At 42.7% G+C, this 15,581-nt stretch carries 8 protein-coding genes; all 8 read left to right on the top strand.

Going from position 1 to position 15,581, the window contains the following annotated elements; translation table 11 throughout:
- The first annotated feature begins 30 nt into the window (after positions 1-30).
- On the top strand, positions 31-3,543 hold the full coding sequence (locus tag DZ860_RS00290) for a tetratricopeptide repeat protein (protein WP_120028919.1): 3,513 nt from the start codon (positions 31-33) through the stop codon (positions 3,541-3,543).
- A 13-nt stretch (positions 3,544-3,556) separates the two neighbouring features.
- On the top strand, positions 3,557-4,087 hold the full coding sequence (locus DZ860_RS00285) for a hypothetical protein (RefSeq protein WP_165862818.1): 531 nt from the start codon (positions 3,557-3,559) through the stop codon (positions 4,085-4,087).
- A 51-nt stretch (positions 4,088-4,138) separates the two neighbouring features.
- Entirely contained in the window at positions 4,139-5,530 is a 1,392-nt protein-coding gene (locus DZ860_RS00280; protein ID WP_120028917.1) for a PelD GGDEF domain-containing protein, read from the top strand.
- A complete protein-coding gene (locus tag DZ860_RS00275) occupies positions 5,466-6,434 on the top strand; it encodes a HEAT repeat domain-containing protein (protein WP_120028916.1) in 969 nt (322 codons plus the stop codon). The genes DZ860_RS00280 and DZ860_RS00275 overlap by 65 nt, the downstream gene beginning before the upstream one ends.
- The gene (pelF, locus tag DZ860_RS00270; protein ID WP_120028915.1) at positions 6,431-7,975 is read left to right on the top strand and encodes a GT4 family glycosyltransferase PelF; all 1,545 of its coding nucleotides are present in this window, start codon (positions 6,431-6,433) and stop codon (positions 7,973-7,975) included. Before DZ860_RS00275 ends, pelF begins: the two co-directional genes overlap by 4 nt.
- Positions 7,956-9,326: an exopolysaccharide Pel transporter PelG gene (gene pelG, locus DZ860_RS00265; RefSeq protein ID WP_120028914.1), complete on the top strand. Its 1,371-nt coding sequence runs from the start codon at positions 7,956-7,958 to the stop codon at positions 9,324-9,326. Before pelF ends, pelG begins: the two co-directional genes overlap by 20 nt.
- Before the next feature lie 501 nt (positions 9,327-9,827).
- The gene (locus DZ860_RS00260) at positions 9,828-12,413 is read left to right on the top strand and encodes an Agd3-related carbohydrate deacetylase (protein ID WP_165862817.1); all 2,586 of its coding nucleotides are present in this window, start codon (positions 9,828-9,830) and stop codon (positions 12,411-12,413) included.
- Positions 12,414-12,824: 411 nt separating this feature from the next.
- Positions 12,825-15,569: an endo alpha-1,4 polygalactosaminidase gene (locus DZ860_RS00255; protein ID WP_120028912.1), complete on the top strand. Its 2,745-nt coding sequence runs from the start codon at positions 12,825-12,827 to the stop codon at positions 15,567-15,569.
- The last annotated feature ends 12 nt before the right edge of the window (positions 15,570-15,581 follow it).

The following is a 15,581-nucleotide window of genomic DNA, read 5'->3' as shown; positions in this document are numbered from 1 at the left end:
CAACATCAATGTGGGATAGAGAAGGATCTTATGCCAAGCAACGAAATTAAAAAACATAAGCCTAAAATCAGACTAGTAAATAAGTTCACGCTTGCTCTGTTGCTTTTCTCTTCTTTGAGTGTTCTATGGCTTGTTACTCCATCAAGTTCTAAATTAGTTCAACTGATTGGACAATCCTCCTCACCGGAGGTATCTCTTGCTTTTCTAAATCAAATCTCTGAACACAATCCAAATAATCAAGAGATAGAGAAGCAGATCGCTGACAACCATATCCAATTGGGCCAACTCGATGACGCCAATCGTGTATTGGAGTCAATGATCAGTCGCGAGGGCGAGTCCAATAATGAAACACTAGAAACCCACTTATCCCTTTTACTCGCACAAGTCTATCAATCCAATCCATCAACCCAACAAGACGCAACCAAAAAACTACTGACGTTACTGGATGATGTTGACCATATCGCAGACCCAAGTTTAGCCAGAAAATATGCCGATGCTGCTATTGCTTTTTCCTTACCAAGTAAAGGACTAAAGTACTTAACTCCTCACGCGCAAAACAACATCACTGATTATCAAGAATTAGTGTCACTGGCACTCCAAAGTGAAGACTATCCAACCGCATTAGTCTGGCAGCAAACTGCATTTGATCATACAGAAGATCTACCTCAAGCCCAGGCACTATTCAATCTCTATCTTTCACTTGATCAGCCCGAAAAAAGCCACTCTTTTCTGAGCCAATATCAGGGAACGTTGTCCAACGACGCTGATTTTTTAACTGCATCCATTCAACATTCAGAGAAGATAGGTAACCTTGATATCGCCTTAGCACAAGCAGAAAAATTACTGGCGATAAAGCCAATCGCTGAACTCTATCGCCAAGTTGCAGACCTCGCGATGTCCAATGGCAATCTTGAACTCGCCACATTGCGCTTACAACAACTTATCGTACTCGATGGACAAAAGCAGGATTATCAATCCCTGCATACCCTGTACCGTTGGCAAGGCGACATACGCAACGCTCAAGCCATCAGTATAAAACTGCTCGCCTTATCGCCAACCGAAAAACAGATCCGCAACGGAATTGAAGATTCGAAAGCACTTAGCGATCTTTATTATGAAAGTGAATTTTACGATGCACTAGCAATCAATAATCTCATTCGCCCACAAGAATACGTAGGCTGGCTAGATGCGCTTGAAAAAGCACAAGGAACTGATTCCGCATCAAAAAGCGTGGCGACACTCGCATACTTACGCCCTAATGATAGCTTACTCAAAGCTCATAAAATGCGCTTATACAGTTATCAACGAGACCCTGTCTCTACCACATCTGAGTGGTACAAACTATTGAGGTTGCGTACCCCGACTTATGATGAAGCATTGATTGCCTCAAACGCATTCTTAGATAACCATCAACCTGAATTGGCATTAAGAGCACTCACACTGCCAAAAGTATGGACCAAGGCTAATAATGACTATTTAACGCGAGTTTCACGCCTTGCTTGGGAAACCAACAATCGTGATATTGCCACACAGAGTTTTGAAGAACTAGCAACACGACGAGATCATCAGCTCGATATTTATCGGTATTTCCAAGTGCTTTCGCCACTCGATAAAAAGCAACATCAGCGATTACTCGCGCTCTATAACGAAACTGGAAACGATCAAATTCTGCTGATGCTCATTCGCGCAAACCAGCAAGAAAAAGAGATGAAGACGCTCACCCAATTGCTTGAACTCGCTAAAAAGAAACCACACTTGGTTGATACACTTGAGATCACTCATGCGCGTGTCTTTCGAGCATTACATCTTGGCGACACGAAAAAGGCCAAGTATCTATTAGAGAGCCTTCTTGAGCGCGTTCCATCTGAACCCCTAGCCGTCAATCAACTCATCTGGTTAGCAATAGAGAAAAATAACCGCAAACAGATGAAGAAACTCTATGAAACTCACAAGTTGCCTTTAGCAGATAACCCTGACCTATGGCTCGCTTTTGCGAGTGTAAATCAACAGCTAGGCAATCTAGAGCACGCACTTCTTTGGTACAAGCAGTTACTGACTCATACCACGGACGTCTCACCATCTATTCTGCTCAACTACGCAACGGTATTAGAAGAGAATGGCCAACTAGATACCGCATACCAGTTACGACACTACGTATTAACTCAAAAGCGTGCCGCCTTACTGGCGATGAAAGATGGAGACATAAACCACCGGGCTTTAATTGGCCTCTTTACCGACCCGCGCTTCGCACTATCGATGATTGAAGCGAAAGCTAGCCAAACGCCAAGTCCTGAACGAACCGCTGAACTTTTCAGTCACTATCTCGCAAATAATCAAACAGATCGCCTATTGTTCTGGCACCAGCGCACTACGCTAAGTCAATACCCCCTACCTGACTGGCAACGTCTTGCACTCGCGATGCAACGAGACGATCTTGCAACCATTGAGAAGCTACTTGAACAATCAGTCAACCTAGCAACAGGTGATCAATACGTCGCTTTACAAAAATTAGGACGCCATCAAAAAGCTTGGAAAAAGGGCGAGAGAAAGCTAGGTACAACATCTAATAAAACAAAAGAAGCTCAGCTACGCAAAATCCATGCTCAACAAAACCCAGATAAAAACCATAGTTTGAGAGGCCAAGCCGTTTCAATAAGCCACTGGGGCATCAATCGTTACAGTCTCGATTATTATGCGCCTCACCAATATGGTTTTTGGCGACTTGGGACAGACTACCAACGCGCTGATGCTCCTGACGTGTTAGGCCTCACCGTGATTGATGCTGAGCATCGTATCAGGGCCCGTTACCGTCATCAATTGCTCAAAAGCTACTTTGAACTCGGCCTTGATATTGCCCAAGGAGTCGGCGATCAACGATTGGGATTGAATGGAAACTATCACCTAATTATCGGTGATGCGCTGCAACTCAAAGTGAATGCCGGTGTAAATAGCCATATTGAAGCGAGTGATTTACTCACCATTGCAGGTCAAGACAACACTATCGGCATTCAAGCCATTTACCAACCAACGCTACGAGAATCGATTTCTTTGAGAGTGAACTTTCACGATCTAGAAACACGATTTGGTGATGCTATCGGTCAAGGCTGGGACATAAATTTTCGCTTAACGGAGCATCTCTATTTTAATGATCCCGCGTGGCAAGCTTATCTGGATATTTCCATGCACGAAATTACTCAAAATCACGGCCCATTAAAAGGCATCAATCAATGGGCTAAAAGCGGTAACACCATCACGAGCCAAGACTTCATTGCTCAACAATATCAACGAGTGGCGATTGGTCAGCGGATTTCTCGCGGTGTTCCCGGTCAACCAGGTTCCAATGTTCCCACTATACGTTATTGGCTCGATACCTCGTTAGGCTACAACCTACTCAATTCAGAGCCCGATCTATCCATTGATGCCGGTTTAGGTATCCCGATATTAGGGAGTGATGAGCTTTATTTATCAACTCGCTGGCAAACCCAAGATCGTAATGGCAATGAAGCATTACAGCTTTCGTTCGGTTACTACTATTCATTTTAATTAGGACACAATAATGAAACAGTCTCTATTACTATTAAGCTGCCTCGCTCTTTCAGCGTGCAGCACTTACCAAGTCCCAGATAGCCCCACGTTTACCATCTCAGGACCGTGGGCCATTATGCCAATGGAAAACCATTCCAACACCCCTCTCGCGTCACAAAAAGCAGAGCAGTTACTTGCCACCGAGTTATACGTGAAAGGTGTAGCCACCATCCAATACCCTGCCACTATCAATCAAGACTTACGAAGCATTTTAGATTTCAGCAGTAAGCAGCAGCAAGCACAACAATGGTTAGCCACTCAACCAATAGAGTATGTGATCAGTGGTTCCATCGAGGAGTGGCATTATAAAAGCGGCTTAGATGCAGAACCAGCCGTCGGTGTGACGATAGAAGTTAAATCTGCTCAAACTGGAGAGGTTTATTGGCGAGCTTCTGGCAGTAGAAGTGGCTGGGGACGAGAGAGTGTCACTGGCTCTGGTCAAGTCGTCATTGAACAGCTCCTAGACGGTTTAAATATCGAGAAATCAAGATCAACAGATTAATTTTTTGACTGACTTTTTGAACAACGAACAATAAAACAGCTGGTGTAAACCATGAGATTATCGAACCATAGAACAAAGATCGTTGGCCATCAACGTCCCTACTTTGCTTGGCTAGAGACAGGGGGAATGACCTTAATCACCCTCTTTATTTGGGCACAATCAGATTTGATTAATCCCTCCATCATCGAATCTGGTAAAGCCACGGTAACGAGCTTTTTCTGGCCTATTCTTGGCCCTCTCTTAATTGCGTTGCGCTATGGTCTTCACAAAGGGATGACCTGCGCTTTAATCGCTTCCATCGGCATTGCCGCAATGATGCACCTTGCTGGAGATAGCGCATTTTTTCCACTATCTCATGCTATCGGTACGATTATTTTGACTATGATTGCAGGTGAATTTCACCATCACTGGCACAACGTCAATCGTCGTCATGCCCTAGATCAAGAATCTATGAACAGTAAACTGGAGAGCTTTACCAAGCACTACCATTTACTCAAGGTATCTCATGATCAACTCGAACAACGTAATGCAGGACAGACCTACAGTCTGCGCACCAGCATTCAGGCGCTGCGACAAATAGCGACTCAATACGCAGAACATCGTTTGATTTATCTAGCTCACCCTATGCTTAATCTATTAGCGGAGGTTGGCGGATTAGAAGTTGCTGGGGTTTATCAAGTAGAGAAAGGTCGTGTCGAATCCAAAGCTGCAGCGGTGCTCGGTGATCACCACCAGCTTGAAAAAAATGATCCTATGCTCAAAGAAGCACTAGAAAGCCAAAAGCTTCTTTCAGCGGCAACCTTAACTGAAAAACAAGAACACAAATCTCGCTATCAACTGTGTATCCCTTTGGTCAACACCCATGGTGTAACCCAAGCGATAGTCGTGGCTGAAAGTGCCAAATTCTTCATGTTAATCCCAGCGAATATCGCACTACTATCGCTCATCGCTAATCACTCTGCCGATCTATTGAGTGATGAAGTCGTCGCTTCTACCCTGCAACATAACCAAAAATCTTATTTTACAAGTTACCTCCAACGCGCCAAGTACAATCACCAGCATTATGGTGCTAATAGCTCAATCATCATTTGCATTGACCGTAATAACCAATATCCATTCGCGCTTAATTCTATGTCCAAATATCGCCGAGGAGCCGATATCTATTGGTCATGTAAAACAAACTCAGGACAAAGTGCCTTGGTTGTGTTGTTACCTCTCACGACACCGGAAAATGCCCAACAATACTCAAAGCGTTTAAGGGAACAAATCCATACAGAAGTCCCGACCGAACATAATGACTTTGACATGCACGGACCACTTTCAATCGCAACTGATTGGGCTCAAATCCAAGATCAAATGGCACAACTAGGAACTTACGATGAAAATCTGGCTGATCATTCAGACGGCAATATTACAAAGCTTAAGCGTATTTTTAGTGTTTAATCAGCCAATGACTCCGTTACTTTGGGGTGGAGTCTTTACTCTGCACGCTCTCGCTTGCGCCAGCTTTAGCTGGATTTGTTGGTTACTACTACCTAGTAAATACCAGTATCCCATCAAAAGCTCGATTAGCTTTTTGTTTTTGTTTAACTTACTACTCCCAATTATTGGAATCATTGGTACGATGTGCTCATTGGTCATCGCCCTATACCTCCCTCGGAAGACAAACAATATTACTTGGGAAAACGCTCAAAAGAAGCCGCTTTCTCAAACACCCGGGGCTCATGAAGTCGCTGACTTTGGAGTGGGTGCCCTGCGTGAAATCTTAATTTATGATACTGACGCTAAACGACACTTTCTCGCTATCTCAGCTATTCGTAACCTACCTCAAAAAGATGCCGTACCACTATTGCAACTCGCGATCAAAAACCTATCCGATGACGTCCGATTACTCGCTTATTCCTCTCTCGAAAGTATTGAAACCGAAATAAATGAATCAATCGCATTAATGAAAAAACGTTTTGAGCACAAAGCGACGGCGATGAAAGCTTATGAAATTGCACAGCAATATTGGGAACTTTGCTATTTAGGTATTGCGGAGGGAGTACTGCTCAGCCATTACCTCACCCAAGCTGAGCTATATTTAGTGCAAGCTAACCAAATTCAGGAAAGTGCCTCAACTAACTTATTGCTCGGACGTGTGTTCCTAAAACAGAACCGTCCGTCAGAAGCCAGTTTTGTGCTTAACAAAGCCAAAGAGGGAGATTTGATGAGCAAACAGGTTACTCCCTATCTCGCTGAAGCGGCTTACATGGTTGGTGATTATTACACTGTGCGCCAACTTTTAACTTCTTTTCCCAATCATCAGGGTGATCAACTGAGCCAAATAAAGGAGTATTGGCAATGAGGTTTTTAAAACGCAATAAAGCACCCGATATGCCAGAGATCGATATCTGTTTATTACTCGAGGGTACCTATCCATATGTCCGTGGTGGTGTATCAAGCTGGGTACATCAAATAATTTCCGGCTTACCTGAATATACGTTTTATATTATATTTCTCGGGGGACATCCTGATTTCTATGAAGAACCGGCTTATGAACTACCCGATAATGTTGTTGGGATTGACGTTCACTTTCTGCTATCCGATTCAGAACATATTAAACCGAAACGATCTTCAGGGAATCGTGCTTTGTTTGAAACGCTGCGTGATTTCTTATCGTATTTTGAAAACAGTAGCACGCCAATCCCAAATGAACTTTTACAAAGTATCTCCACCGTTTTAGGTAAAAATGGGCAATTAACCCTCAAAGATTTTCTTTATAGCCAAGCATCTTGGGAAGTCTTGACCGATCAATATCTTGAGCATGCAGAGCATCTCTCATTTGTTGATTATTTCTGGACGTATCGCAATATCTATCAACCTCTATTTATTCTTGCCGAAATATCGCAGCACCTTCCCAATGCCAAAGTATTTCATAGTGTCTCGACAGGTTACGCTGGCTTTCTTGGCGCACTTTGCCATCAAACAACTCAGCGACCTCTGCTTTTAACCGAGCATGGTATTTACACTAAAGAACGCAAAATTGATTTATCACACGCCAATTGGGGAAGCAACCATCGTTGTGCCCTTGATATTTCCATGCATAAAGGTATGGATTTAACACGCAAAACATGGATTCAATTTTTCGAGCAACTAGGACTCACCGCTTATCACCAAGCCGATCAAATCATCTCCCTATTTGAGGGGAATAGACAGCGGCAACACACTGACGGCGCACCATCTGATCGTACTAGCGTGATTGTCAATGGAATCAATATTGAACGCTTTGAAAAAGCTTATCAACTAAGGCCAGAACAGCCCCCAATGGTGATTGGTTTAGTTGGTCGCGTTGTCCCAATTAAAGACATTAAAACTTTTATTCGAACCATTCGTATGGCGGTAGAGGTTCTTCCTGATCTTGAGGGATGGATTATAGGCCCAACAGAAGAAGACCCTGACTACGTTTATGAATGTGAACTTCTGATTGAAAGCCTTGGGATGACCAGTAATGTCAAAATGTTGGGGAGCCAAAATGTAGCAGAAATAATGCCTCAACTCGGCATCATGATGCTGACATCCATTAGTGAGGCCCAACCTTTAGTTCTACTCGAAGCGATGGCAGCAGGGATCCCTTGCGTGGCAACCGAAGTAGGAGCCTGTAGGGAGATAATCAAAGGGGCTGAAGGCGAGGACGCCAAACTCGGTTCTGCTGGAGAAATCATTTCTATTGCAAGTCCTATAGAGGGAGTGGACGCTATCACTCAGCTATTAGGGGATGCCAATGCATGGAAAAAAGCTGGGGACGTAGGAAAAGCCCGCGTACTTCGTTACTACGACGAGAAAAAAATGTACGGCGCATATCGTAACCTTTACAAGGAGGCCATCAATGGCGGGCATTGGATTTGAGATAAGAAAAATTCTCCAAAAAAACACTCTACTTTCGGTGGTTGAAGCGTATGGACTCGCGGGCATTATTAGTTCCGGCCCATGGGTATTATCGATCCTAACTCTATTGGTGATTGGTTTAATCAGCATGGGGATGGCGATCCCAACCGAAATTGTGATTCAATTTTTGGTGATAGTGACCTATCTCATGGCAGCGTCTCTCATCATCAGCGGACTATTTCAACTGCTGGTCACTCGTTTTATCTCCGATTTGGTCTCGATACAGCAAGAGCATCGAATTGTACCAAACCTATTAGGATCAATGCTGGTCACAAGCTTACTGGCAGGCCTCATTGGTGCTGGTGCTCTCAGCCTATGTGAGACGATTCCTCCTGAAGTTAAAATAGTCATCTTCGCCACGCTAATATTACTTTGCAATCAATGGCTTACAATAATATTTCTGAGTGGAATGAAAGAGTACTATAGAATCTTATTTACCATGGCAGTCAGTTATGGGTTGATGATTATTTTATGTCTGACGCTTCCACCCTCTGGGCTATTTGGGCTAATGCTGATTTTCGGTAGTTGCCAGGGTATTCTGACGTTTGCATTCCTTTATCACATCATCCGTGACTTTCCTGCTGAACGCTTAGTTTCTTTTGAGTTCCTAAACTTTAAGAAAACGTTTTTCTCTCTGATGCTTTGTGGTGTGCTCTACAACTTCGGAGTATGGTTAGATAAGTTTGTCTTTTGGTTTAGCGATGAGACCTCTCATCAGGTTATTGACTTATTTAGGGCTTCTTACATCTATGACTTACCTATTTTTATCGCTTACCTCGCTATTGTTCCTGGCATGGCAGTCTTTATGCTACGGATGGAAACCGATTTTGCTGGTGCTTGTATTACCTTTTATCACGCAGTTCGAGAGGGTGAAACGCTCAGCACCATACAGTCATTAAAAAACAAAATGATCGTCGCATGTCAACAAAGCCTCTACGAAATTTTCAAAGTACAAGGCATCACACTGGCTCTACTCATCTTATGGGCAGAAGATATTCTGAAGATGTTGAATATTGACTTATCCTACTTGCATCTATTCTATATTGATTTGGTCGGTGTAAGCTTGCAGGTTCTACTCATGGCGGTACTCAACGTCATGTATTATCTTGATAAACGTATTGCAGCGCTCGGCCTCACAACATTAATGGTTGTCGGTAATTTTACTCTTGCTCATGTAAGTATTTTGCTTGGCCCTATATTCTATGGCTATGGGTTTGCTGCGACGATGTTAATCTCATCGATTGTTGGGATGGTCATGTTGGATAAACAATTTGATGACCTTGAGTATCAAACATTTATGTTACAACGCTAATCATCATAATAGCTTAGCGATTAAAGCAAATAACAAAAATGGCTAAATGTTTATTGCAATTAGCCATTTTTACTCACTAAATATAAACGAATATCAAGAACATCGTAATTATCAAAATGCGAAACCAGTAAACATTAGGATGATTAATTACAGTTAACAGAACTCCGTTACAATATTGATTTATAATACATTTTAATTGAATCGAAGTGTTCTCGCGTAAGACCGCCACACCTATTTTAAATGATTTCTATGTGAATTCTTATTTCTATATGCAATTTGCACAATCCATAAGCTTGTATAAGCTTAGATCAATCACACAAAAGCCATTCTGACTCTGAGGTTATCGTCTTTCTTAACTTTAGTACTAATAAAACTATCAATGACTCTAGGTGTGAATAAACTTATGGAGTAAATCAGTGGTACTCGTATCACTGAAGGTGAATTTTATCGTGTTGTAAGACGTTATGGCAGAACTCACCTACTGACTAGTGGATGAAAATTATGCAGTTGAACAATATAACTTCTGACGTCACATACTCAGACGTCACATTCCCAAGCATTACTTTCTCAAGCACTACTGTCTCAAGCATAGTGGCGAGGCTAGCTCTAACCGCTTTTTTGTGGGTCTGTATCTCAACCCCCTCATTCGCTGCTCCCCCTATTGTTGATTTAAAGGTACTGGTGATTTCGTCAGGAACATCTGAGCAAGATCTAGGTCTTGATTTAATCGATGATATGCTTGATGAAATGGGTGTTCCTTATGACGTACTTAATGCGAGTGAAGAGACTCTCACTCAAGAGAGATTAGTGACTGATGGTAAGGGAAATTATAACGGCATCATCTTAACGGATGCATCCTTGTACTACACTGGTCCAGGGAATTACCTTGCCTCTGCATTTTCCTTAGATGAATGGAAAATTCTACATCAATACGAAATTGACTTTGAAGTACGCGAATCAGTTTTATCTGGCTACCCGGTCTCCGGTGCATACTACAAAATAAACTATGATCTCGACTATGGAATGGACCTAGACACGATTGAAGCGAACAGTTCATTTTCAGCCAATTGGCAAATTCCCGCAGAAGACAAAGAAATATATGAGTATGTGAATCGCCAAGGCGCTTTTGTCGTCAATGACTATAGCCGAATGGTCCACCCGCTAAATGATCCTGAGGGGCCAACTGTGACTCCTTTACTAACAGAATCCGAATCAGGAAAAGCGCTCATTTCTGTTATTGAGTATCCTGATGGACGGGAGGTGCTCCTTTCTACCATCACCAATGCGTGGTACTTAATTCACTCACAAGTACTAGCCTATGAATTTTTGAATTACGCGACTCAAGGGGTGTTTATCGGTTCGCGTAAAGTGTATCTCGCGGCTCATATTGATGATATTTTCATAGAAAATTATATTTGGGACCCAGTTTTGAACCAGACGACGGGAGATATTCGCTATCGAACTACAGCGCAAGATATCGAAAATCTCGTCACCGTAAATAACCAGTTTATTGCAAACAACCCCAATATTTCTGATTTCAAACTCGACTTTGTTTTTAACGGAGAGGGAGCCGCCGCTGCGCCACCAGAGCCGGTTTCACTCATATCAGCTCAAGATACCTATATAAACTCACTCGCTCCGACCAATATTTATGGTTCACAAAAAAGTGCTTATGCTTATAAATCACGACTTCAAAAAGAGCGAACTCTCTTTTTCTTTGATTTGCCGAGTAATATCGATAACTTAGCCTCTCAAGCTATACTGACGCTAACCACTAAAGATATTCCCAATATGACATCCACGCGAGATCCTAAAGGGACTATCTGCCTTGTTACACAAGAGTGGGATGAATCGGCATCTTGGCTAAGCAGCATGGAAAATGTACTGTGGTCTCGCTCAGGCGGACGCTTTAATCGCCAGTCATGCGTTCCTTATCAAGAGAGTAACGACCTCATAACGGTCGACATAACATCAATTGTTAACCTATGGCAAAATGGCGATCGCGACAACTTGGGTTTGATCATGCGAGCTAAACGACGCAATTACAATCGAGTTCAGGTGCATACAAGAGAAGCGGATAACGCGAATTACCACCCTCAATTATCGATTGTATATCAACAAGAAGCAGAGCCTCTAACTGATACCGTCGTTGCTAATAAAGATGAATTTCGTTTCTTAAACCATACCCTGTCTCACCGCGACATGTACACAAGTTCTGGAGCGACTTACGATATTGCTTATGAAGAGATCAATGAAAACCTCAAAGTATGGCAAAGACTTGGTTTTCCCGATTTCGCCCATGCGTCTAAATCGCTAGTGACCGGTAATCACTCTGGTTTAGAAGATGCGGAAAGCTCTGACGATACTTACCCGCCGCCCGAGATAACGCCATATCCAGAGGGTTTGAATTTTGAATTGGTGTACGCAATGCAAGCACTTAATATTGAATATATTGCTTCAGACTCTTCTCGGGTTAATCAAGATTATGAGCACTTTATTCAAGGCACCAATATTATGTTGCTGCCTCGATACCCAACAGCGTTATTTTACAACGCAACAACACCCACTGAATTAACGGATGAATATAACTACATTTTCTATGAGCGCTATATCGAAAATGGTGAAGATCCTTGCTTCATCGCAGGTGCTATATGTCAACCACGTAGCTATGAGGAAATTTTAGCGGCAGAAGCTGAGATTACTTTGCGACATATGCTGACGTACAAATCTTGGCCTCACTACTTCCATGCCGCCAATTTACGGGATTATGGCGACGGTGCCACGTTACAATATGATTGGCTTGAAGTCGTCGCTGAAAAATACAACTCCGTACTCAACTTACCCATTATAAACCTCGACTATTCGACTATTGGAGAAATGAGCAAAGAGAAGTTGCTCGCTAAAGAAGCTAATGTCCGTGGATTCTGGAATAGGGATAATAATACCATCACCCTAATCGCTGATGAACCAACGACCGCTCGTGTAACTGGGGTTACAAGCGATGATAATTATGGTGGTCAATACATATTGAGAACAGTGATTGATCAAAATGGCGAAGTTTTAGAGGTCAATCGTTCGCTTGATTGATTGTTTCGCTAGTTGACAGAACATATTTATCATCATCTAAGTATATGCAGTTCTTTATTCTCTTGAACAAGGGGCTGCATTCTTTCCCCCTATGTTTTCAATAATATGAATTGAAAGACGCATCCACTTTTAAGTGATTGACTTTAATTTATTCATGACCTATCGGGGACTGTTGATCTTTCAGGTTAATTTGTCCTTAGTACTGTTAGGAATTTATACAAGACTGAAGCTGTAAACCAACATAAAACGTCGGTAGCACAGTTGAAATAACTAACAAATAGCGCCTGACGAGTATACCTATTTAGGCTTAGGAGTTATGTCTATGCAAAACAAATTTATTCCTCAAATTTTGCAAAAGCCGCATTCGGGATACAGAATTAATAACATTACTTCTATTCGTTGCAATCTTATATGTGCTCTATTTACCGATTAATTTTATTATTTATTCTAACCATTGCTGTCAGTGCACCTTCTTTTGCGCGCTTACCTGCCTCTGTCGCTTTTTACTATAATAAAATCGATTCTGTTCGTGAGTTGATCAACTATCAGCGTGTCATTGTGACACCATCACTTATTTCCGATAAGCAAATACACACACTACAAAAAGCCGGTACTGCCGTGTTTGCTTACATTAGTATTGGCGAGTTTAGTGGTCCAACTCTGCCTCTCTCTCTAAGCCAAGCTTCCCCACTTAAAAATGGCAACTGGAATAGCCATGTGATGGATTTAACCTCGTCCTCTTGGCAGCACTATTTAACTCAACAAGCCCAACAACTCACAACAAGGGGATTTGATGGTTTGTTTCTCGATACCTTAGACAGTTACACCCTACTACCTAAGCAGACATATCCTCACAATGAACAACAACTAGCCTTAAGTGGGATATTGAACGCATTGAACAAGGCGTCAGAGCAGCCAAAGTTAATGTTCAATCGCGGCTTTGATTTACTCGACTCACTAACATTTAAACCCTATGCGGTCGTCGCTGAATCGCTTTACCACAGTTATAACCCAGTAACCAAGCAATACAGTAACTCGACAAAAAATGACGCCTTATGGCTCAACACCCATCTTGATCGCGTTAAAGCCAAGGGGATAGAAACCATTGTCATTGACTACCTCCCTGCTTCGGACCGAGCAAAGCAACAAGTGGCAGCACAACGCTTAATAGATGAAAAACACACGCCTTACGTCAGTGATGGAATGCTGTATGAATTTGGTGTCAGTACCATCATTCCAACCGCTAAGCGAATACTTGGTTTGTATAACGGTGCATATACCGATCTCTCTTCTTCACCATGCCATCGTTTTTTGGCTATGCCAATTGAATACCAAGGCTATGTCCCTGAGTGTATCGATATTCAAGCTTTCTCTACGGATGATTTAGCAACTCACATCGATATCACCCGTTATGCCGGTGTCGTCGCTTGGCTTGATGAATATTCCTACCAGCAAGTGCCTATTATTGAACCTTGGATGAGTCAGCATATTGGCACCATTCCATTTCTGTTTATCAATGCTCTTCCCCCGTCAGCTCAACTTCAAACAAAGCTTGGAGTACACGCTCAAGGGAAGTTAACTGGCAAGGTGACTCAAAATTTCGGAAAAACATGGACAAAAGGCTATTACCCTGCCTCATTTAGTCGCTTCTCTCCTCCACCAGCTTGGCAAATCAACAACGACATTAATCCTATTGTCACATTCATCGACGAAAAAGGTAGTGAATCTAACGTTATTTTCAGTGCATCTTGGGGAGGAGCAGCCCTCACGCCCTTTCCTATAATAAGACGGGCCGATGAACAACAAACTTGGTTAGTTGATCCTTTTCAATTGATCGAAGCGACTTTAAAGCTGCCACTCATTCCTGCTGCTGATGTCACCACCGAGTCTGGTCGTCGCATAGTTACCGCTCATATTGACGGTGATGGGTTTAGCGCAAAATCATGGGTACCCGATACACCCTATGCGGCTGAACTAATGGATCAATACATTATTAATTCATCCCCTCTACCTATCACGGTCTCGGTAATTGCGAGTGAATTTACTAATCAAAATCTAAACACTTCGGTGAGTGCAACGGCTCTCAAGAAGACGGCTAGACAAATATTTAAACGCCCTAACGTTGAAATAGCCTCTCACACATTTAATCATCCTGAAAATTGGCAACCCACAGACCAAACCATCAACATAGATTTACAAAAAGAAATCATCGCAAGCACTCACTACATCGATACTCAGCTTGCACCACAAAGAAAAAAGACCAAATTGATCTTATGGTCGGGCGACGCAAACCCAAGTGAACCCGCTTTAACAATGGCTGATAATGCACCGCTTTTGAATGTAAATGGTGGTATGTCTCACCCTATAAATCGCCACCCAACTAATGAGAAAAACACAAAGAATAACGACCAATTGGCTTACATTTCTCCGGCCATCCGTTGGTACCCTAGCAGCGTTCAAGTCTACGCAGCAGCACCAAACGATGCACACTATACACACCAATGGACACAGAACCATGATGGTTATGCTCAAGTGATCACAGCTTTTGACTTACTCGGTCATCCACGCCGATTAAAACCAATCAGCCTCTATCACAACATGTATTCGGCCACTCTTCCGGCTTCACTTAATGCCCTAAAACAAGTCTATCAATGGGCCAAAACACAGCCTCTTACGCCACTTTATTTGAGCGAATACGCACAGCGTGCCAGTAGCCTCTATGAAACTGGGATTGCTAAAACTCTCTCAGGGGAGTGGCAGATTGTCTCGACTGGCGTGAAAAGTATCCGATTACCAGACACACTTGGCTACCCAAAGGGTCAAGCTATTGCCGGATGGGCGCAAGCCGAAGATGGTAAATACTTAATCTTAAAACAAACACGTAGCGTGTTTGATAGCAAGATGACAAACACCCAAAGCATCCGCTTAAAAAGTGCTAACGGCATCGTTTTGCAATGGCAGCAAAGCAGCAAGATCATCGACTGGACTATCAAATCTCATGTGCCTTTGGAAATAGACATTTCTGGTGTCACCCATTGTCAAATCCTTACAGGTAATAAGCTGAACTCACGTTTGATATCCAAGAATGTCATCCAATTTTATTCAAGCCAAAGTGGCACTCTTTCAGGAACGCTACGCTGCTCACCAAGCCCATAACATCAAACCGGA

This window comes from Vibrio sinensis (genome assembly GCF_003605645.1).
Lineage (GTDB): Bacteria > Pseudomonadota > Gammaproteobacteria > Enterobacterales > Vibrionaceae > Vibrio > Vibrio sinensis.
Note: the sequence above shows the minus strand (reverse complement) of the source record. Positions and strands in the feature narration are given on the sequence as shown.